Source organism: Caballeronia sp. J97 (assembly GCF_905220305.1).
GTDB lineage: Bacteria > Pseudomonadota > Gammaproteobacteria > Burkholderiales > Burkholderiaceae > Caballeronia.
The window spans coordinates 1-19,593 of record NZ_CAJMZL010000046.1 but is presented as its reverse complement, the minus strand read 5'-3'; the positions used below and the strand labels follow the sequence as shown (position 1 = coordinate 19,593).

Sequence of the window (19,593 nt, the reverse complement as noted above, 5' to 3'; positions counted from 1 at the left end):
GTGAAAATTCACTTCGTGTACTTCGCGAGCACCACGACAGAGAAGGAGTTCATGAACTGCTCGACGCGCTCGAAGCCGCCCGCGTCCTGCGCGAACACCGAAAGGCTATCGACCAGATGCGTCAGCAGGAAGATCAGGTCTTCCTTCGGCGTGTCGCGCTTCAGCTCGCCGGTGCGGCTCGCATGCTCGACCGCGCTTTCGATGGCCGCGTGGATCTCGATCGTGAAACCCGCGAGCGCCGCGCGCGCCTCGTCGGTCAGGACGTCGCTTTCGAGACGCAGACGTCCGATCAGGCTCCACGGTTTGCGCGTCCTGCCGCCGGGGTTGTATTTGCGGAACAGGTTGCGGTTATAGGCGACTTCCGCCTGCACCTTCTCCTGCAGCGACATCGACTCGTCGAGCCAGATTTTCTTCTGTCCCGCGATGGCGCCGGCCACGTATTCCGTCACCACTTCCTCGACGAGGCTGTTCTTGTTGCCGAAGTGATAGTGGATGTTGGTCGTGGTGATGCCGAGCTCTTTGGCGATCACGCCAAACGTTGTCTTGTGATAGCCGTGCGCGATCAGCAGTTTCTTTGCCAGATCCTTGATGCTGTCGTACATCGGCGCTCTTTTCGGCGCGGCGCTGGCTTTGTCGGCTTTGTCGTTCTGACTCAACGGTTCACCTCGGCGAGGATCGGACTGTGGACTTGGCCTCGAGCGGGGCGAAGCATCGGACGGAGCTGATGTGCAACGGAGCGCGCCGCGATCGTCGATCCGGCGCATTTCCGCGGCTGATTTTACACGACCCCCATTTATCGATCTCTTCGCCGGCTCCTCCGCAAACGACTGCGCGCGTCTCATTCGTCTCTCCTCAAAAATTTCGTTGCCTGCCGTTCGACATTGGTGTTAATGTCCGTCCATTGTACTTACTAGTAAGTAAGTATAAGGGAAAACTCGAATGGGACGGCACTGCTTCGGCAGTAGAAAAAGGAGGCACGATGCAGGAACACATGGTGGTGCGCAAACACGGCGCGGTTGCGGAGATCGTCATCGATCGGCCTGCCAAGATGAACGCGATCACACCCGAGATGACACAGACGCTCGTCGGCATCCGGCAGGACATCGAGCGCGACGACGCGATCCGCGCGGTGCTGTTGCGCGGCGAAGGCGAACGCGCATTCAGCGCGGGAAGCGATCTGCATTCGCTCAAGACGTATCGCACGGCATGGGAGTTTCGCGCCCGCACCGATTACGCGATGGTGGTCCGCGACTTCACCAAGCCCGTCGTCGCGGCATTGAAGGGCTGGGTGCTGGGCGGCGGCCTCGAGATGATGCTCGGCGCCGATGTCCGTGTCGCCGGACGAAGCGCGAAGTTCGGCGCGCCCGAGGTGGTGCGCGGGTGGGTCGGCGGCGGCGGCGCGTCGCAGATGCTGCCGCGCCTCGTCGGCTATGGGCAGGCGATGCGCCTTCTGCTGACCGGCGACACCATCGATGCGAACGAAGCGCTCGGCATCGGACTCGTCGAGATGGTGGTCGAGGATGCGGCCGTCGTCGAAACCGCGATGGCGCTGTGCCGGAAGATGGCCGGGTTCAGCCCGATCGCGACGCAGTCGGTCAAGGCGGCCGTGCGCGCGTCGCTTTCGATGAGCGTCGAACAGGGCATTCGCTACGAGAACGAGTTGACGTCGCTGTGTTTCGCCTCGGGCAATTACGAGGAGGGCGCCAACGCATTCGGCAATCGCGCAAGCCGTAACTGACCCGCGGACACGTCCGTCACGTCGAACATAACCATATCAAAGAGAAGCAGGAGACAGCGCCATGCAAGCAGCACATGCGCGGAAAGCAGACCGCAGGAACATCCGACGCGCCGTGTTCGCGTCGACGCTCGGCACCATCATCGAGTGGTACGACTACGGGCTCTATGCAGCGGCATCGGGCCTCATCATCAACAAGCTGTTCTTTCCGCAGTTGTCGTCGCTCGCCGGCACGCTCGCGGCGTTCGCGACGTTCGCGGTCGGCTTCATCATCCGGCCGCTCGGCGGCATCGTCATTTCGCATATCGGCGATAAATACGGCCGCAAGCCCGCGCTCGTGTTCTGCGTGACGATCATGGGCGCGGCGACCGTCGGGCTGGGGATATTGCCGACCTGGCAGCAGGCGGGCGTGATCGCGCCGATCCTGCTCGTGCTGCTGCGCATGATGCAGGGCTTCGGCGCGGGCGCCGAGCTGGCCGGCGCGATCACGCTGATCGCCGAGTACACGCCGCCGAGCCGGCGCGCGTTCTTCACGTCGATTCCGAACGCAGCCACCAACTTCGGCGTGATGATCGCGATCGCGACGTTCCTGATGATCTCGTACGTGCCGGAAGACATCCTCTTCACCTGGGCGTGGCGCGTGCCGTTCATCCTGTCGCTCGCGCTGTTCGGCGTCGCGATCTACATCCGGTCGAAACTGGATGAGACGCCCGAATACGTCGCCGCGATGGAGAAGGCGAGCGCGAAGGCCAAGGCCGAGAAAGTGCCGGTCGCGGACCTGTTCCGCAACAGCCGGCGCGAGCTGCTGTGCGGCTTCTTCGCGATGGGTGGCCATCAGGCGCTCAGCTACGTGCTCAACACCTTCGCGCTGAGCTACATGACCAACACGGTCGGCATGGCGAAATCGGATAGCCTCGTCGTGCTGATCATCGCGCTCGGCTTCTCGCTCTTCTGCGCGCCCGTCGGCGGCATGCTCGCGGACAAGTACGGCAGCGGCAACGTGTTCGCGGCCGGCGCGATGATCGCGCTCGCGCTCGTGTGGCCGCTGTTCCAGGCGATCGATTCGAAGGACGTCGTGCTCGCCACGATCGCGATGAGCGCGGTCTATGGAATCAGCTGGGGCTGCACGTGCGGCGCGCAGGGTGCGTTCCTGTCGAATCTTTTTCCGACGCAGTATCGCTTCTCCGGCATCGCGATGTGCCGCGAGTTTTCCGGCGCGCTCATCGGCGGACCGACGCCGTTCATCGCGACCGCGCTCGTCGCGTACGCGCACGGCAAGCCGACCTACGTGATGGTGTTCCTCGCTGTTTTCTGCCTGCTCACGCTGATCGCGGCGCTGTTCGGCAAACACCTCTCGCGTCATCGGGACGATTCCCCCCTGTTCCAGGAATCGCGCTCGGCGATCTGACGCCGACGCGGGCACCGAAGCATACACAGACAGCAACCGGAGTAGATGACATGCAAATATTGACCGCCGACCAGGCTGCATCCCTGCTGAAGGATGGCGACACCTTGATGATCGGCGGATCGGGAAGCGGACACGCCGTGCCGGAAGCGCTGATCGAGGCGCTCGAGCGGCGCTTTCTCGCGCACGGCGAGCCGCGCCGGATCACTTCGGTGCATCCGGTCGGTCTCGGCGATCGCGGCGAGCGCGGCGCCTCGCGTCTCGCGCATGCGGGTCTGCTCAAGCGCGTCGTGTGCGGCACGCTGGTCGATTCGCCGGCGCTCGCGCAAATGGCGCTGAACAAGGAAATCGAGGCGTGGACGCTGCCGCAGGGCGCGCTCTCGCAGCTTACGCGCGAGATGGCGGCGGGCCGGCCGGGGCTCGTCAGTCATGTCGGACTGCATACCTTCGTCGATCCGCGCAACGACGGCGGCCTGCAGGGTGCGCCGAGCGACGACAAGCTCGTCAGCCTGGTCGAGCTCGAAGGCCGCGAGTGGCTGTTCTACAAGCCGTTCGAAGTCGATGTCGCTTTTCTGCGCGGCACGACCGCGGACGAAGACGGCAACGTATCGATGGAGCACGAGGCCGTATTCGGCGACATGCTCTCGATGGCGCAGGCGACCAGGCGCAACGGCGGCCTCGTGATCGTGCAGGTCAAGCGGCTCGCGAAGCGCGGCACCTTGCCCGCGAAGACGGTGAAGATTCCCGGCATGCTCGTCGACGCGGTAGTCGTTCAGGAGGATCAGCCGGTGACGTATCAGACCGCTTACGATCCGTCGTTCACCGGCGAGATGCGCATTCCGCTCGGCGGCTTTCCGCGCCTTGCGCTCGACGAACGCAAGATCATCGCGCGGCGTCTCGCGATGGAACTGAGCATGGGCGCGGTGTGCAACGTCGGCTCGGGCGTCTGCACGGGCATCGGGCTGGTCGCGGCGGAAGAGGACGTGCTGCATCACATCGTGCTCACCAACGAGCAAGGTCTGATCGGCGGCGCGCCCGCGGCCGGACTCGATGCCGGCGCCGCGCGCAACTACAGCGCGATCGTCGACATGCCGTATCAGTTCGACTTCTACGATGGCGGCGGCATCGATATCGCGTTTCTGTCGGCGGTCGAGATCGACGCGCAGGGCAGCGTCAATATCAGCCGCTTCGCGAACAAGCTCATCGGCGTGGGGGGCTTCATCAACATCAGCCAGAACGCCCGCAAGATGGTCTTCGGCGGCACGTTCACGGCGGGCAGCCTGCAAGTGTCCTGCGAAGGCGGCAAGCTGCAGATCCTGAAGGAAGGCGCGCATCGCAAGTTCGTGTCGAAGCTGCAGCAGGTGTCGTACAGCGGGCCGTTTGCGCAGGAACGCAAACAGACGACGCTCTTCGTCACCGAGCGCGCGGTGTTCCGCGCCATCGACGGGGCGCTCGAACTGATCGAAATCGCGCCGGGCATCGATCTCGAACGCGACGTGCTCGCGCACATGGCGTTCAGCCCCGTCATCTCGCCCGATCTCAGGCTGATGGACGAGCGGCTGTTCCGTCCCGAGCCGATGGGCCTCGACGCCGCGATGGCATCGCAAGGCTGGCCGTGCCATCCGCGACTTGCCGGGTTCGCGGAGGGCCAGCGGTGAAGCGTGAATTGCAAGCTCTTCGAATCGATGGATCGACGCGGCTGTTCGGCATCGTCGGCAGTCCGGTGACGCAGGTGAAGACGCCGCAACTGATGAACGCGCTCTTCGACGCCAGCGGCATCAATGCGGCGTGCCTGCCGTTCGATGTGCCCGTGAACGTGTTCGAGCCGGCCGTCGCCGGGCTTCAGGCGCTCGGCAATCTCGACGGCCTCGTCGTCACCGTGCCGCACAAGGTCCGCGCGATGGCGATGGTCGACGACATGTCGGACACGGCGCGGCGCGTCGGCGCGATCAACGTGATGCGGCAACAGCCGGACGGGACGTGGTTCGGCGACATGTTCGACGGCTCGGGCCTGGTGCAGGGACTGACCCGGCTCGGCTTCGAGGTGCGCGGCAAGCGCGTGAAGCAGCTCGGCGCGGGCGGGGCGGGCGCCGCGGTGGCGCACGCGCTGGCGGAGGCGGGCGCGGCGGGCATCGCGCTGAGCGATCCGCAACGCGAGCTGCCCGAGCATCTGTCGGCGCGTCTGAACCGCTTCTATCCGGACTGCGCGGCGAGCGTCGATGTCGATCCGGCGAATGTCGCGGGCGTGGATCTGCTCGTCAACTGTTCGCCGGTAGGCATGAAGCCGGGCGATGGCATGCCTGCTTCCTTCGGCGCCTTTGCCGCCGCGATGCAGGTCGTCGACATCATCATGACGCCCGCCGAGACGCCGCTGCTGAAACATGCGCGGCAGTGCGGCTGTCGCGCGACCAACGGACGGCCGATGATCGAAGGGCAGCTTGCGGCGTTCGCGACGTTCTTCGGCATCGAAATTCCCGCCTCGCTCACAAGCCTTTCCGACGCGCACTCCCGGACCTGACTACCATGCATATCGTGCTTCCGACCGCTTCGGGCGAGTTCGAAAACTACACGCTGAAAGGCGATCCGATCGCCGGCGCGCCGGCGGGCTCGCCATTCAACCGCATCGCCTATTCCGCGGCTCACGTCGTGGCCGATCCGCTTCGCAGCGGCGAGCTGAATCGGCCCGCCGCGCTCGACTGGGCGCGCACGATCGAATACCGGCGCTATCTGATCGGCCAGGGGCTCGGCATCGCGGAGGCGATGGACACCGCGCAGCGCGGCATGGGCCTCGCGTGGGACACGGCGCTCGAACTCGTCGAGCGGACGATGCAGGAAACGCGCGACATGCGCGATGCACGGATCGCATCGGGCTGCGGCACCGATCATCTTCCCGCGCATTCGGCCACGTCGTGCGACGACGTCATCCGCGCCTATGCCACGCAGATCGAAGCGATTCAGCGCACGGGCAGCCGGGTGATCCTGATGGCGAGCCGCGCGCTGGCGCGCGTGGCGCGGCATCGCGACGACTATCTGCGCGTGTACGGCGAGGTGCTCGCGATGTGCGACCGGCCCGTGATCCTTCACTGGCTCGGCGACATGTTCGATCCCGAGCTGAAGGGATACTGGGGCAGCGAGAATCTCGATGAAGCGGCCGACGCGTGTCTTGCCGTCATCGCGGCGAACGCGCGCAAGATCGACGGCATCAAGATTTCCCTGCTCGACGATGCCCGCGAGATTGCCCTGCGGCGCCGCCTGCCCGAAGGCGTCCGGATGTATACCGGCGACGATTTCAACTATCCGTCGCTCATCAGGGGCGATGAGGAAGGCTACTCGCACGCGCTGCTCGGCATTTTCGATGCGATCGCGCCGGCCGCGTCGCAGGCGCTCGCCGCACTCGCCGCCGGCGATCTCGCGCGATACGAGCGGGTTTTCGCGCCTACGGTGGCGCTCTCGCGCCACATCTTTCGGGCGCCGACGCAGTACTACAAGACGGGCGTCGTCTTTCTCGCGTACCTGAACGGGTTCCAGCCGCATTTCTTCATGCTCGGCGGTCATCACGGCGCACGTCCGCCGGTCTATCTGGCGGATGTGTTTCGTCTCGCCGATGCGGCCGGCCTGCTGCGCAATCCCGATCTCGCGGTTCAGCGGATGCGGCTCGTCATGCAGACGCTCGGGCTTTGAACGCCTACGAAGAAGCACTGAACCGAAACAGCACAAGGACAGAGAGGAGACATGACGCAATTGCAGAACGAAGATGCTTCCGTACGGTGCGGGCGTTTGCTTGCGCCGGGCATGTACGACCTGAACGACATCGAGGTGGGAGATCATTTCGTCACTTCCGGCATGACGGTGACGGAAGCGCACATCGTCAATTTCGCCGGCGTCTCGGGCGACCTGTACGACATCCATCTCGACGACGTCGCCGCGCAACAGGCGGGATTTCCCGGCCGGATCGCGCACGGGCTGCTCGGCCTCGCGCTCACCGACGGCCTGAAAACGCGCTCGCCCGTACGCATGAGCGCTCTGGCGACATTGGGCTGGAACTGGTCGTTTCGGGCGCCGATTCATATCGGCGACCGGATTCAGGTCGAAATCGAGGTCGTCGGCAAACGGGTGACGAAACGCATCGACCGGGGAATCGCGACGCTGAGGCTGCGCGTGCTGAATCAACGGGGGAACGTCGTGCAGGACGGCGAAACGCTACTGCTGATGGCGAATCGGGCCTAGCTTTTTTCAAACATCCTGTCCGCGCGACGCATGCCGGTCAGCGGACGAGGAACCCGTAGGCCAGAGGATCGCGCGCGTCGACGATCCAGTTGGCGAAACCGCAGACATATGCGTTGCCTTCGACTTCGGGGATGACCGCCTTGAAGTTGCCAACGGTTGTCTCGCTGAGTACGCGGCCTTTGAACACGGTCCCGATGACGGACTCGTTCACGAGGACCTCGTCACTGGCAAGCTCGCCGCGCAGATAAAGTTGAGCGACGCGGCCGCCCGTGCCCGAGCCTGTCGGCGAGCGGTCCACTTCACGATCGGCGAACACGCAGCAGTTTGCTTGCGTGGACGTCTCGTGGCGTGGCTTGTTCGCGATGATCGTGCCGTAGATGTGGTTGATTTCCGGAATGTCCGGATGCTCGACCGGGTAAGCCTCGTTTGCAGCCTGCTTCACCTCGGCGCCGAATCGAATCAGGTCTTCCACTGAAGACTCGCGAACTTCGAGTCCATGAGGCGCGCCGTCGGTGTAAAAGTAGAACGCCCCGCCGAAGGCGATATCGCCCCTGACCGTTCCGAACGACGGCGTCTCGACGGTAACGTCGCGCTTCCAGATGAACGACGGCACATTCACGAAGCGAACGTTTCCTGCATGCTCCCCGTCCCATTGCACGAATGCTTCGATGAAGCCGCACGGCGCGTCGATGCCGATGCGCGTCTCCGGAATCTGGCGCTGAACCCAGCCCAATTCGACCGCAGCGGTCGACAGCGCGATCACGCCGTGCCCGCAGTGGTCGCTATAGCCTTCGTTGTGAAGAAAGATGATTCCGAAATCCGCATTGGGACTGACAGGCTCCGTCAAATACCCGCCGTACATGTCGGCGTGGCCTCGCGGCTCGAACATCAGGGCCGTGCGAATTTCGTCGGCATTCTCTTTCAGCCACGCGCGGCGTTTCACGATGGTGTCGCCCGGAAGGCGCGGTAGTCCGCTCGTGACTATGCGAAAGGCTTCACCTCCCGTGTGCACTTCAACGGTCGAGATCGTACGAGTGATTTTCATGTGTGTCCGGCGTCTTCGATACTTGCAGGGAAGAGTGGGTTCAGCGCGAGGCCCGCGTCTGCTTCGAGCCTCGATCATCAGCGAGCGATAGGCCCGACATCAAGCGGCAGCGGGTTCGAGCAGACGCCCGGCTTCCTTCATGACCACGCCGCCCTTGATGACGACCGGAATGTGCTCGCCCTGACCCAGCAGCAGGGCAATATCTTCCACCGGATCTCCGTCGACCACCACGAGGTCCGCCACAGCGCCGGCCGCGAGCGTGCCGCGCAGGCCCGGCTCTCGCGTGATTTCCGCGGCGACACAGGTCGCGGAGCGGATGGCTTCCACGTTGCCGAGCACTTCAGCCCGAACGGTGAATTCATCGGACTGGAAGGCGTGCAGTTCCCCGAGCATGTCGGAGCCGAATCCGACCTTCACACCTGCGCGCGCCATCAGCGCCAGCGCTTCCCGGCCGACCGAGCGCGCTCCGTCTATCTTCGCGAGCGACTCGGCGGGGAAACCCAGCGCCGGCCCTTTCTCCGAGAGCCGGTCGAGCGTCGACAGCGTGGGAACGACGGCGACATCGAGTTCGACGAGAAGCCGGGCCGTATCCTCGTCGATGAGATTGCCATGCTCGATGCATTTGACGCCGCACGCAACCGCGCGCCGGATCGCGCGCGCGGTGTATGCGTGAGCCATCACGTAAGTGCCGGCAGCCTCCGCTTCCTGAACCGCTGCCCGAATCTCATCCTCGGAATACTGCGTGTTCGTGATGGGGTCGTTCGGAGACGCGACGCCTCCGGATGCCATCACCTTGATCTGGGACGCACCTTTGAGCAGCTCCTCGCGCACCGCGAGCCGCATTGCATCGACACCGTCCACGACTCGCGAGATCGAACCCTGTCGTCCGAGACATCCGCACGCATCGTCCAGCTTGTCATTGCGTTGACGGAAATCGCCGTGTCCGCCCGTTTGCGACAACGCTTTTCCCGACGACAGGATGCGCGGTCCCCACAGCACGCCGCTATTGACCGCCTCGCACATTCCGAAGTCGGCGCCGCCCGCGTCTCGCACGGTCGTGAAGCCGCGATTCAACATCCCGCGCAGTACGGGCAATGTCTTGAGCGCAGCGAGAAAGTTGGGCATCGCGGCGCTCAGGCCCAGATTGGAATGGCCCGCGACCACGTGCACATGCAGGTCGTAAAAGCCGGGCAGGACCGTGCGTCCGGAAAGAGGGAGTGTGCGCGCATCGCTGAAAGACGGCGGGATATCACCGATCGCCGCTATCTTGCCGTCTGCAATGCAGACGTTGACATTCGTCCGGCGCGTCCTGGTGACAGGATCGAAAACCGCAACGCCGCCGAGTACGAGCTTGCTCATGAATTTTCCTCAAGACTGATAGGGCTTCGTCAACCGCGTGCCGATCAGGCTCACGACCGCGGCAAAGATGATGTAGTACGAAGCGGACTCGGCGTCTCCCGTGGCCTGCGTGAGCCAGGTGATGATGAACGAGGCGAAGCCGCCGAAGATGGTCACGGCGCCGTTGTAGGCGAGGGACAAGCCCGTCGTCCGCACGCGGCTCGGGAACATCTCGGTGAAGAGCGCCAGAATGGGGCCGGTATAAGCCGCAATGAGCACGCCGAAGATGATCTGAAACGTCAGCAACGTGCCGAAAGTCGGCGACTTGATGAGATGCGAGAACAACGGGTAGCTGGCAATCAGGATCACGATGGCCGCGATCGTGAGCACGCGTTGTTTTCCCACACGGTCCGACAACGCGCCGAAGACGGGCGCCATCGCCATGAGGACGGCTCCGCTCACGATGCCCGAGATGAAGCCCTCCCGCTGCGGCATGTGCAGATACTTGACGACGTAGGTCGGAATGTAGAACAGGATCACGTAGGTGCAGACCGTCCACAGCACGACCATCAGCAGGCTGGAGAGCACGCCACGCGGATACTCGCGGATCACATCCCGCAGCGGCGTGCTGGCGTGACGCTTCTCGGATGCGAACTCCGGCGTTTCCTCGATTTTCAGGCGGATGTAGTACCCGACCGGCGCGACGAGCATGCCGATGAAGAACGGAACGCGCCATCCCCAGGCGGTCAGCGACTCGGGCGACAGGCTCGATGTGATGACCGCGCCCGTGATGCTGCCGATGACCACGGCGAAGCCCACGCTCGTCTGAATCCAGCTCGAGTAGAACGCCCTGCGATTCGCGGGCGCATGTTCGGTCAGGAAGGCGGTAGCGCCGCCCATCTCGCCACCCGCCGACAGCCCCTGCAACATCCGGGCGACGACGATGAGGCACGGCGCCGCGATGCCGATCGACTCATACGTGGGGGCAAACGCGATGATGGCCGAGCCGAGCGCCATCACGAGCATCGCAAGAGAAAGCGCGCGCTTTCTGCCGACCTTGTCGGCATAGATGCCGAATGCGATGCCTCCGAGCGGACGCATCACGAAGCCTACGCCGAAAGTCGCAAGCGCCAGCAGCAGCGACGTCGTTTCGTTTCCCGCAGGAAAAAAGAGCTTGCCGATGATTGCGGCGAAGAAGGCGTATCCGGAAAAGTCGAACCACTCGAGCCCGCTGCCGATGACGGTCGCGAAGATCGCTTTCCGTCGCGTCGTCATAGGGGCGGGCGGTTCGCCGACCACGAAGTGATTCGATGCACCTGTATCCATTCATTCATCCCCGGTTTCGTTGAGCGAGGTGAGCGTTCGCGATTCGTCACGTGATCAATGTAATTTTTGGCGTGACGATGACATAACGCTAATTTCGCAAGCGCGGTTGCAAGAAACGCAAGCCGCCGGGGAAGGGCGCGGAGCTAGGGATTTCCTGCCTGAGCAAGCGTCCATTCGCGGAACCGGCGCGCTGCGGAGGTCTCTGCGCGCTCTGCCGGCCGCGTGACGTAATAGGCCCCGCCCATGGTGGCGTGCGCATCGGATGCGCGGACGAGCGCACCGTGTTCGAGAAGCGGGTCGATGACGCCGTTCCATCCGAGCGCGACGCCTTTGCCATGGGTGGCAAGCTGCACGATGAGCGGGTAGCTGTTCACGATGATGGTCTGACTGAAGCTCGGGCGTTCGAGCCCGACGCGCTCGAACCAGCTGTGCCATGACATCCAGCTGCGTTCCGCGTCTTCGAGCACGAGCAATGTGCAGGAGAGCAGTTCGGCGGGCGTCCATGTGCGACCGTCGGCGTAGCCTGGCGCGCAAACGGGGAAAACCTCTTCATCGAAGAGCTTGAGTGTGTCCGTGCCGGGCACTTCGGGATTGCGTAGATAGAATATTCCGACGTCGTACTCGGCTGGCGAGACCACCCCGAAATGGTCTCGAACGATGATTCTGAGGTCCACGTCGGGGTTTGCGTCGATGAACGCGCCAATCCTGGGCGCCAGCCAGAGCGTCGAAAGTCCCGCGGTGCACGACACGGTCAAGCGGGATTTGACGACCCGAGCCATCAGGCTCGACGTGACGCTCGTGCAGAGTTCAAGCATGCGGCGCACATCGACTGCATACGTTTCCCCAGCCGGCGTCAGTCGCAGCGCATTGTGCTCACGCACGAACAGCCGGCGCCCGAGGAAAGTCTCCAGCTGTGAAATTTGGCGGCTCACCGCACTCGTCGAAAGATGGAGCTCCTGTCCCGCCCGAGTGAAGCTCAGGTAACGGGCACTGGCTTCAAAAGCTTGCAGACAAGCGAGGGGCGGCAAAGGAGAAAGAGCCATGTGTGGCGAGGCGATGCCGTGAAAGGAAATACCCCAGCATACTCTACTGCCCGGGCGGCTCCGGCATGGGGACAGGTGCTGCGCGCGCTGCGTCTACCGGATGCATCCGCTGTACCTCGCAGTGAGGGATTCGTGTCGAGAACCCGCGGGATTATCAACCGCATCTGGTCGATCGCCGTTTGTCTTGAACGCGCTATAAGCACTTCCTTCAATCGTGATTTGCGGACCGGTCGCTCGCTCAGCGTGTGGCGCGATCCCGCAAGCCTTAAAAACCGCTGGGCTGAATTCGTTCTACAGGTGCCCGACGCGCTCATTGACCAACGGGCGAGGGAAGCATCGCGACAGGCGTGGAGCCGCTGCTGTTCAGAAGCGAGGCGAAGAGGCGAGTGGTGGCGCGTTATCGGGCGTCGCAGAGGCGACGAGATGCGGCGACGGGTAAGGCATGGAAGGACGGGAACGGCAATGCGTACGCGGTCTGTGAGATTGCAGTCGCGGATTGCATGCATTGGATGAGTACGGCAAGCGTGCGGAGGAGTTGCGATGAGCGGCAGAGATGTGACTGATGCGCTTTTGAGCTTACCTGGTCTTGAAGAGACGCAGTCAGTGACAGGGGGAATCAAGCTCGCATTGGGAGAACTCGTCGGACTCGCCGACGATGGTCTGACCGCGCTCGTGGTCCTGAATGGCGAGGCTGACGCGGCCGCGCGAGCGGCCAGAACGATGATCGAATTGCACGAGCGACACATCGGACGCACGGTGGCTTTACTTCTCGAAAACGCCGACCCGATGACACCCATTGTGTTCGGCGTGTTGCGCGAAGCATCCAATTGGCCGGAGGATGGCGCAGCGGGCAGGGCAGCGGCGACGGTCGAGGCAGACGGCGAGCGGCTCGTCGTAACCGCTAAAGAGCGGCTCGTGCTTCGCTGCGGTAGTGCCAGCATCATCCTGACTCGTTCGGGTTCGGTGCTCATTCAGGGTGACCAGGTGCTGAGCCGCGCGCGCGCCGTGAATCGCATCAAGGGCGGTTCGGTCCACATCAACTAGCATGAGGCCCCGGCGCGATGACGCATCACGCGCATGATACGAGGCCGGATGATTTCGGGCCTCATCCGCACATCGGATGGATCGTCGATCTGCACGTGAGCGAAGCGGCGATCTTGCACGATACGCGATCGGTGCTCGTGCATGCATCCCAGGCGAGTCTTTCGGAGCTCGGGCGGTTCGACGAACGAATCGCTGCTCATCTCGACGGAATTGCGGTGGCGGGCGATTTCGGGCGCGAACGAAGCAGGGCGGCCCAGCAAGATCCCGGTGCGGGCGAGCTGTTCATGGGAACGGCTGTCGCGCTGGAATCGGCGGACCAGGATATGCTGCGCCAGCTCATGGCGTTGGCCGCGGCGCGGCCAAGCGCTCAGCGCGGGGCTTTTGCCGCATTTGGCTGGGTGTCCGGGAATCGGCTTCGCACACTGGTGCCTCGGCTGCTGAGTACGGCCGACCCGCTTTGGCGGGAAATCGGTCTTGCCGCTTGTGTCATGCATCGATTGGAGCCGGGCGCAGCACTCGAAGCAGCCATGACCGCAACCGATGCAAGGCTCCGGGCGCGCGCATTGCGAAGCGCGGGCGAATGCCAGCGCCGGGATCTTCTTCCGGCATGCCTGGAGGCGCTTTGCGACGACAATGCCCAGTGTGCTTTTCTGGCGGCGCGCTCCGCCGTTCTCATGGGTGAGCGCACGCGTTCTCTCGAAGCGCTTTCAAAGCTCGTATTGGACGATGCTCAAGCGCATGACGGCGCCGCGTTGCGCCTGGCGCTCATGTTTCTCGACGCGTCCGAGGGACTGGCGCTGCTCAAACGAGTCGCTCAAAACCGCAACGACCGGCGCATGATGCTGCGCGGCCTCGGCGCGATGGGCGATGTTCGCCACATCGACTGGCTTATCGGACAAATGAGCGATCCGCGTCTTGCGCGTCTCGCGGGCGAATCCTTTGCGCTCGTTACGGGATGCGACATCGCGCGCGAAAAACTCGATCGCGAGCCTCTTGCACCGGCCATGCTGACCGGTTCCGAAGCCGTTCCCGCCACAGCCTCCGGTGACCTCGACGGTTCACCGCCTGACGGATTCGAAGCCGGGGGCTCGCAGGACGCGCCCCCGGCAGAGCGTGAATCCGACGAGGACACTGATCTTCCGTGGCCCGACGAGCAATCGATACGCACGTGGTGGGAGACTCGCCGGGCGCGCTTTCAGCCAAATGCGCGCTTACTGCTCGGCGAAGTGGTTACGCCCGCTCACTGCCGACGCGTTCTCGCCGTGGGAAGACAGGGGCATCGACGCATGGCGGCCGAATACCTGTGCGCTTTGCAACGCGATAAAACGCTCTTTCCGATCAGCGCGCCGACGTGGCGGCAGCGACGATGGCTTGAGCAAGAGGTCTGAAACGCTCTCTGCGACGACTGCCCGAGACGCTCCGTGTGCCGCGGACGGTGTGCGCGCTTTGCCTTCCCCCTTTGCACACCAGCCCTTGCAAAATCTCCGCCTTTGCGTCGTCTTAGATTCAATGCTCGACCAGACTCGCGGGAACGATGCCGAGGGGTTTCGCTTCCGTTGCGTCAGCCGGGCGGTACCAGACCGACGCCAAGAGACGATGCTCCAACTCGAAAACGATACCCCATTCGCCGCCGAACGCACCATCGTGATGGACAAGGACGGCGAAAAGAGTTGGGTGGTGGTCGTCAAGGCGACCTATCTCGTGCAGGAGGACGGTACGGTCGAGCTGGCAGCGCACCAGTTGCCACCGCTCTATTCGCCTGAGTACTCGCGCGAGCCCGGGAGGTCCAGCATGCTCTACGAGGCGGACCTCATCGCCACGAAGGCGACGACGGACATCCTCATCAACGGACAGGCATATGCACCGGCTGGCAAACCCGCTGAGTCTGTGGACGTCGGATTTCGGATTGGCGCCTTGACGAAGCGTCTGCGGGTTTGGGGTGACCGTCTCTGGTACACGGGCTATACGGGTGGCCTGCGGGCAAGCTCGCCCTTGGCGTTCGAGCGCATGCCGATCACGTATGAACGGGCCTTCGGAGGTTGGGATAAGAGCGACCCGGACCCGAGCAGGCAGCGTCTGTATTCGAGCAATCCCGTGGGTGCGGGGTTTGCCATGTCGGCTGGCCAACTGAACGGGCATCTGCTGCCCAATGTCGAGTATCCCGGACAGCTTATTTCGAGCTGGCGAGATCGGCCTTCGCCCGCCGGCTTTGGCGCGATCGCGAGTTACTGGTCGCCACGGCTGGAATGCGGCGGGACGTACGACGACGAGTGGATGGAGAACAAGTTTCCGCTTCTGCCGGATGACTTCGACGATCGCTTTTATCAGAGCGCGCCCACCGACCAGCAGACGGTCGGCTACTTGCGAGGTGGCGAGATCGCAGTGCTGGTCAATCTCACGCAGTCCGGCCGATGGCAGTTTCGCTTGCCCAAGGTGTATCTCGCTTTTTCCACATGGTTTGGCAGCGAGGTGGTGGAGCATCGCGCGTCACTGCAGACGGTCATCATCGAGCCTGACGCGAGGCGCGTGATCATGGTCTGGCAGACGAGCCTCGACTGTCATCACGAACTCGACGATCTCGACACGACAGTCATTCGCGAGAAGTTGTACTTCTGAGCTCATGGACCCGCTCGATCCCAACACATCGATCGCTATTGTCGGGGCAGGCGTGCGGTGCGCCGTCGGGCTCGCGAGCCAGTCTGCCGCAGCCGCGGTACGGGCAGGCATCTCGGGACTTCGCGAGCATGCCTGGCTGCTGGACAAGGTCGGCGCGCCAATGATGGTCGCGCCGGAGCCCACGCTCGATCCGGGGCTGCAGGATGCGCGACGATTTGCACACCTGGCGGCTCCTGCGCTCACGGAAGCGCTGGCTGTGCTCACTCGCATCAACGCATCGCCCGAGACGGTGCCCGCGATGATCGGGTTACCCGGTGCAAGACCGGGATTGCCTGCCGACATCGAGGACGCGTTAATTGACGTCATGGCTATCACGAAGTACACGTCGGGCAAGGCGGATATCAGGTTTTTTCCCAACGGCAGTGCTTCCGGTCTTCTGGCGTTGAAGCATTCGCGCGACATCTTGCTTGGAGGAGCGAGTCGCTTCTGCCTGGTAGGCGGTGTGGACTCGTACCTGATGGCCGATTCGCTCGAATGGATGGATGAAGTCGGCATGCTGAAGAGTCCGGCTAACCGGAACGGATTTCCTCCCGGAGAGGCGGCGGGCTTCTGTCTTCTGACAACCGGCGCGACCGCGCGCCTGATGGGGCTGGACGTCGTGGGGTGGTTGCACGCTGTGGAGATTGCGCAAGAGCCCAGCCCGATTCGCACTTCCACCATCTGCGTCGGTCTGGGACTTTCGCAGGCGATTCGCCGTGCGAGCGCATCGCTCAAGCTGCCCGACGAGCGTTTCGACAATTCGATCTGCGATCTCAACGGGGAGCCATACCGGTCGGAGGAATTTGCGTTGACCGTGTTGCGCACGCAACTGGCCTTCGTGGACGCGACGCGCTTTGTCACGCCTGCCGATTGCTGGGGCGACGTCGGGGCGGCATCCGGACCGCTTTTCGTGAATCTGGCGGTCGAAGCCGCAGCCCGGGGATACGCCAAGGGGCCGCTCACGCTACTGTGGGCGAGTTCGGAAGGGGGCGAACGCGCCGCGGCCGTGGTGCACACCCCACTCTGAGCGGCGGCAGCGAACGATGTCCAGCATCTCTGTCAATCCGCCCAAGACGCCTGTGACGGAGGGCAGTCAAGGCCGATCGCTGGCGACAACGCCGAACGTCTGCAAGATGCCGGGGCCTCCGGCGCCGTTCGTTCCCACGCCGCTGCCGAACCTCGGAACCTCAGGCGACCGGCTGACTGACGCAACCACGACTGTCAGGTTCGAAGGAAAGAAGGTAGCGATCAAGGGTTCGTATTTCATGAGCCAGCCTTCCGGCGACGTGGCGAGCCAGGGGACGGGCGGAGGCATCATCTCCTCGAAGACTCAGGGCAAGACGGAGTGGCTGGCGCCAGGGTCGATGGATGTGAAAGCCGAGGGGAAGAATATTCAGCTCCTCGGCGACGCGATGGGCAACAACGGCGGCAGCCCGGTGAACGCTGCAACGATGAAAGAGCTGCAGGATGCGATCGGGCCGAAGGTGGCCAAAGAGCTGTGCAAGGCGATTTGCGCGTTCTACAAGAAGGGAAAGGGCCGAGGCCAGAGTGCTCGGGCGGAGAAACGGTTTATCAAAGGAAAGCGAAACTGGACGCGGCAAAAGCGATTCAAGTTGAAGGCAAAGGGAGGGGGGATATGCATTCCTGACTTGTACAACAAGGTTACAAAAGTAATGGTAGAACTCAAGGCGGTGGGTGAGGCTTTCACGCCGCGGCAGAGAGTGTTTCACGAGGAGTTGGGGCAGGGTCGACACAGGCCGCACCGAAAGGGCGACTATATAAAGGTGACACCGAAGACGTGCGGATGCGCCAAGAAATCGAAGGCCAAGGCGAAGCCCAAAGCGAAGGCCAAGGCAAAAGCGAAGGCCAAATCCAAGGCGAAGAAGAAATGACTGCGGAACGCAACAGATCACTGAGCAAGTTCACGCAGCGCGATGAAGACGGGACGGTGTTCACGCTGTCCCTGGAGATCGCGCTGTATACGGATAGGCCCAAGGAGGAACTCGTGACGGGACCTGTTGATTGCTATGCACTGTTTCTCGAGCGATATGAACCTTCCCTGCGATGGTTTCTTGCCAGTTCGATGCGCAGGGAGAAGAAGTTCTCACAGAAATATGTAGACGTGTTCCCGACCCTTTGTCAGGAGCCCGACCCGGAGTTTGCCCTTCCGTTCTATCGCGTATTCTGCGGCGATGGCATGCTCGACTATTTGCCGCCGGCTTTTGCGACGTTAAGCGATGGGACCTACAGTTGCCTGCAGATTCATCTCGAAAACTCGATGGCAGAGTGCTGGGAGGAGCTGTTGGCAATATTGAATCGCCTGGCTGCCGCTTTCCCTTTTCGCTACGGGCACGTCGGATACTCGCTGTGCTGGAACGACATGTCCGTGGACAGGGACGCTGAAGTGTCGGCGCTGATCGGTCCGTTGCTCAAGCGATATCCGGGACTGTCGCTGGGCAATCCGTTTGCACTTTGCAGTCAGAATTTGGCGCCCGTGAACTGGTTGACGATGATCGGACCGGACCTGCTGAAGGAATTGGGCGGGTTGGATCAGGTCGCGCGCGATCTGTCCGACGATGCGATCACCGTTATGCCAATGGGTCCGGGCGCATGCATCAGGGCGGGTGAGCGTCCGCAGTTCGGCGATCGGAATCGCGCGGATGATCTGCCGTTATACCGAAGGGTTGGCTCGTATTTGCGGAAATATCGTGCTGGGGGGCCGGCAACAGAGTTGACCGGTCTGGATGAAGAAGAATCGGAGGCCTGGCTTGCACGATTCGATACATGACGATGTGAGCGGGACCGTCGAGATTGTTATTTCGCTGGCTCAGGCCGCCGACTCCGACGCTGCGGCGCTGGAGGAGTGTGTCGCCCGCTGGCTGCGCGCGGTGGAAATCGGCTACTTTGGACCCTGCCAGATCCGGCTCGATGACATACGGAGAACGCGAAGCTCGACAATCGCGTTCTACCTGAGCTGCAGGCGGGTATCGCGGACGGCGTTTCGAGCGTTCTCAAGAATCATCGAATGCTGGTCAGCGGTCGGTGAGTGTCGGGTCGACACGCTCGACATACGACAGGAAACCGGTGTCGTCGATACGAGAGACGATGGTGTACCCACTCCTTCTTTACCGCTCTCGCTCCCATTCGAGGTGAATCAAGTCGATGATCTGCACGCGGCGGTCAGAGTGGAGATCGAGTTCCGCGAGCCGCTGACCTCCAATGATCGACAAGCGATTTTTCGTGCATTGACGCTTTGGAAGATGCTCGTTGACGCGTTCAATCCAGAAGAACTCTGGGAAGAACCAAGTGATTGCGTCGTTCGTCTGTTGAGTCCGAGCGTGATCGAGTGCGAGATCACCGGCTATGCTGCGGGCTTTGAGTGCCTCGACTTCGTGATTTGGTTGGGGGTGCGGCTCCATCAACGGCGTCCGATTGAAGCGATCACGTTCGAATCGTGATCAGGTGTTTCGACATCAGACCGAGTCGTTCGGCCGCCCGGACCATCGCCAGCCGATGCTCGCACACCGCCTCGATCACCTTGATGCGTTCAAGAGATTTCGTTGTGGGATAGCCTAATTGACGAACGGTCGCGGTCAGGCGCTTCCCAAGCGTCAAGTAGAGCTTCAATGCTCGGATGCGGTCTTCGTACGAAGACATGGACTAGCTCCTGATAGTCCAAGAAATCCGCCGCACCCCCCCAAACCCGACATTACTAAAAAGCTCTGACACATAGTGTTGCTGCTAAGTTCAAACGTCGGGGTTGCCGCTAAGTAGT

Annotated in this window: 19 protein-coding genes; 13 read left to right on the top strand and 6 right to left on the bottom strand. The window is 62.8% G+C overall.

Annotation, left to right across the window (positions count from 1 at the left end):
* Window positions 1-8: 8 nt before the first annotated feature.
* On the bottom strand, window positions 9-656 hold the full coding sequence (locus U4Y90_RS33465) for a TetR/AcrR family transcriptional regulator (RefSeq protein WP_321801161.1): 648 nt from the start codon (window positions 654-656) through the stop codon (window positions 9-11).
* A 323-nt stretch (window positions 657-979) separates the two neighbouring features.
* On the opposite strand from U4Y90_RS33465, the gene U4Y90_RS33460 reads away from it, so the two are divergent.
* The 6 genes from U4Y90_RS33460 to U4Y90_RS33435 all read left to right on the top strand — a co-directional run bounded on the left by U4Y90_RS33460 (window position 980) and on the right by U4Y90_RS33435 (window position 7,367).
* The gene (locus U4Y90_RS33460; protein ID WP_321801160.1) at window positions 980-1,738 is read left to right on the top strand and encodes an enoyl-CoA hydratase/isomerase family protein; all 759 of its coding nucleotides are present in this window, start codon (window positions 980-982) and stop codon (window positions 1,736-1,738) included.
* A 61-nt stretch (window positions 1,739-1,799) separates the two neighbouring features.
* The gene (locus tag U4Y90_RS33455) at window positions 1,800-3,143 is read left to right on the top strand and encodes an MFS transporter (RefSeq protein WP_321801158.1); all 1,344 of its coding nucleotides are present in this window, start codon (window positions 1,800-1,802) and stop codon (window positions 3,141-3,143) included.
* A gap of 50 nt (window positions 3,144-3,193) precedes the next feature.
* Window positions 3,194-4,798 carry an acyl CoA:acetate/3-ketoacid CoA transferase gene (locus U4Y90_RS33450; protein WP_321801156.1) on the top strand — a complete coding sequence of 535 codons (1,605 nt, stop codon included), beginning with the start codon at window positions 3,194-3,196 and terminating at the stop codon, window positions 4,796-4,798.
* Window positions 4,799-4,806: 8 nt separating this feature from the next.
* Complete coding sequence (locus tag U4Y90_RS33445; RefSeq protein ID WP_321801154.1) at window positions 4,807-5,658, top strand: shikimate dehydrogenase; 852 nt, start codon at window positions 4,807-4,809, stop codon at window positions 5,656-5,658.
* 5 nt (window positions 5,659-5,663) lie between these two features.
* Window positions 5,664-6,821, top strand: a complete 1,158-nt coding sequence (locus U4Y90_RS33440; RefSeq protein ID WP_321801153.1) for a dihydrodipicolinate synthase family protein — start codon at window positions 5,664-5,666, stop codon at window positions 6,819-6,821.
* 51 nt (window positions 6,822-6,872) lie between these two features.
* Window positions 6,873-7,367, top strand: coding sequence for a MaoC/PaaZ C-terminal domain-containing protein (locus U4Y90_RS33435; RefSeq protein WP_321801151.1), 495 nt, complete (start codon window positions 6,873-6,875; stop codon window positions 7,365-7,367).
* Window positions 7,368-7,404: 37 nt separating this feature from the next.
* On the opposite strand, the gene lhpH is transcribed toward U4Y90_RS33435, so the two are convergent.
* The 4 genes from lhpH to U4Y90_RS33415 form a co-directional block, all read right to left on the bottom strand.
* Window positions 7,405-8,412 carry a trans-3-hydroxy-L-proline dehydratase gene (gene lhpH / locus U4Y90_RS33430; RefSeq protein ID WP_321801149.1) on the bottom strand — a complete coding sequence of 336 codons (1,008 nt, stop codon included), beginning with the start codon at window positions 8,410-8,412 and terminating at the stop codon, window positions 7,405-7,407.
* A gap of 99 nt (window positions 8,413-8,511) precedes the next feature.
* The gene (locus U4Y90_RS33425; protein ID WP_321801147.1) at window positions 8,512-9,771 is read right to left on the bottom strand and encodes a metal-dependent hydrolase family protein; all 1,260 of its coding nucleotides are present in this window, start codon (window positions 9,769-9,771) and stop codon (window positions 8,512-8,514) included.
* 9 nt (window positions 9,772-9,780) lie between these two features.
* Window positions 9,781-11,076: an MFS transporter gene (locus U4Y90_RS33420; protein ID WP_321801145.1), complete on the bottom strand. Its 1,296-nt coding sequence runs from the start codon at window positions 11,074-11,076 to the stop codon at window positions 9,781-9,783.
* 143 nt (window positions 11,077-11,219) lie between these two features.
* On the bottom strand, window positions 11,220-12,119 hold the full coding sequence (locus U4Y90_RS33415; protein ID WP_321801143.1) for a LysR substrate-binding domain-containing protein: 900 nt from the start codon (window positions 12,117-12,119) through the stop codon (window positions 11,220-11,222).
* Window positions 12,120-12,659: 540 nt separating this feature from the next.
* Between U4Y90_RS33415 and U4Y90_RS33410 the strand changes: the two genes are divergently transcribed.
* The 7 genes from U4Y90_RS33410 (at window position 12,660) to U4Y90_RS33380 (ending at window position 19,276) form a co-directional block, all read left to right on the top strand.
* Complete coding sequence (locus U4Y90_RS33410) at window positions 12,660-13,163, top strand: DUF6484 domain-containing protein (protein ID WP_321801141.1); 504 nt, start codon at window positions 12,660-12,662, stop codon at window positions 13,161-13,163.
* Between the two features lie 17 nt (window positions 13,164-13,180).
* Entirely contained in the window at window positions 13,181-14,551 is a 1,371-nt protein-coding gene (locus tag U4Y90_RS33405) for a hypothetical protein (protein WP_321801140.1), read from the top strand.
* A gap of 208 nt (window positions 14,552-14,759) precedes the next feature.
* The gene (locus tag U4Y90_RS33400) at window positions 14,760-15,779 is read left to right on the top strand and encodes a DUF2169 domain-containing protein (protein ID WP_321801139.1); all 1,020 of its coding nucleotides are present in this window, start codon (window positions 14,760-14,762) and stop codon (window positions 15,777-15,779) included.
* Between the two features lie 4 nt (window positions 15,780-15,783).
* Window positions 15,784-16,845, top strand: a complete 1,062-nt coding sequence (locus U4Y90_RS33395) for a beta-ketoacyl synthase N-terminal-like domain-containing protein (protein ID WP_321801137.1) — start codon at window positions 15,784-15,786, stop codon at window positions 16,843-16,845.
* Window positions 16,846-16,861: 16 nt separating this feature from the next.
* Window positions 16,862-17,710, top strand: coding sequence for a DUF4150 domain-containing protein (locus U4Y90_RS33390; RefSeq protein WP_321801136.1), 849 nt, complete (start codon window positions 16,862-16,864; stop codon window positions 17,708-17,710).
* Entirely contained in the window at window positions 17,623-18,606 is a 984-nt protein-coding gene (locus U4Y90_RS33385; RefSeq protein ID WP_321801135.1) for a type VI immunity family protein, read from the top strand. Before U4Y90_RS33390 ends, U4Y90_RS33385 begins: the two co-directional genes overlap by 88 nt.
* The gene (locus tag U4Y90_RS33380) at window positions 18,587-19,276 is read left to right on the top strand and encodes a hypothetical protein (protein ID WP_321801134.1); all 690 of its coding nucleotides are present in this window, start codon (window positions 18,587-18,589) and stop codon (window positions 19,274-19,276) included. Before U4Y90_RS33385 ends, U4Y90_RS33380 begins: the two co-directional genes overlap by 20 nt.
* On the opposite strand, the gene U4Y90_RS33375 is transcribed toward U4Y90_RS33380, so the two are convergent.
* Window positions 19,260-19,475 (bottom strand): hypothetical protein, encoded by a 216-nt coding sequence (locus tag U4Y90_RS33375; protein WP_321801197.1) that lies wholly within the window; start codon window positions 19,473-19,475, stop codon window positions 19,260-19,262. The two genes, U4Y90_RS33380 and U4Y90_RS33375, sit on opposite strands and share 17 nt — an antisense overlap.
* Window positions 19,476-19,593: the final 118 nt, after the last annotated feature.

Excerpts from the sequence above, each read along its gene's own strand:
- U4Y90_RS33460 (WP_321801160.1), top strand. The coding sequence starts at position 980 with ATGCAGGAACACATGGTGGTGCGCAAACACGGCGCGGTTGCGGAGATC.
- U4Y90_RS33455 (WP_321801158.1), top strand. The coding sequence starts at position 1,800 with ATGCAAGCAGCACATGCGCGGAAAGCAGACCGCAGGAACATCCGACGC.
- U4Y90_RS33450 (WP_321801156.1), top strand. The coding sequence starts at position 3,194 with ATGCAAATATTGACCGCCGACCAGGCTGCATCCCTGCTGAAGGATGGC.
- U4Y90_RS33440 (WP_321801153.1), top strand. The coding sequence starts at position 5,664 with ATGCATATCGTGCTTCCGACCGCTTCGGGCGAGTTCGAAAACTACACG.
- U4Y90_RS33435 (WP_321801151.1), top strand. The coding sequence starts at position 6,873 with ATGACGCAATTGCAGAACGAAGATGCTTCCGTACGGTGCGGGCGTTTG.
- lhpH (WP_321801149.1), bottom strand. The coding sequence starts at position 8,412 with ATGAAAATCACTCGTACGATCTCGACCGTTGAAGTGCACACGGGAGGT.
- U4Y90_RS33425 (WP_321801147.1), bottom strand. The coding sequence starts at position 9,771 with ATGAGCAAGCTCGTACTCGGCGGCGTTGCGGTTTTCGATCCTGTCACC.
- U4Y90_RS33420 (WP_321801145.1), bottom strand. The coding sequence starts at position 11,076 with ATGGATACAGGTGCATCGAATCACTTCGTGGTCGGCGAACCGCCCGCC.
- U4Y90_RS33415 (WP_321801143.1), bottom strand. The coding sequence starts at position 12,119 with ATGGCTCTTTCTCCTTTGCCGCCCCTCGCTTGTCTGCAAGCTTTTGAA.
- U4Y90_RS33410 (WP_321801141.1), top strand. The coding sequence starts at position 12,660 with ATGAGCGGCAGAGATGTGACTGATGCGCTTTTGAGCTTACCTGGTCTT.
- U4Y90_RS33405 (WP_321801140.1), top strand. The coding sequence starts at position 13,181 with ATGACGCATCACGCGCATGATACGAGGCCGGATGATTTCGGGCCTCAT.
- U4Y90_RS33400 (WP_321801139.1), top strand. The coding sequence starts at position 14,760 with ATGCTCCAACTCGAAAACGATACCCCATTCGCCGCCGAACGCACCATC.
- U4Y90_RS33395 (WP_321801137.1), top strand. The coding sequence starts at position 15,784 with ATGGACCCGCTCGATCCCAACACATCGATCGCTATTGTCGGGGCAGGC.
- U4Y90_RS33390 (WP_321801136.1), top strand. The coding sequence starts at position 16,862 with ATGTCCAGCATCTCTGTCAATCCGCCCAAGACGCCTGTGACGGAGGGC.
- U4Y90_RS33385 (WP_321801135.1), top strand. The coding sequence starts at position 17,623 with ATGCGCCAAGAAATCGAAGGCCAAGGCGAAGCCCAAAGCGAAGGCCAA.
- U4Y90_RS33375 (WP_321801197.1), bottom strand. The coding sequence starts at position 19,475 with ATGTCTTCGTACGAAGACCGCATCCGAGCATTGAAGCTCTACTTGACG.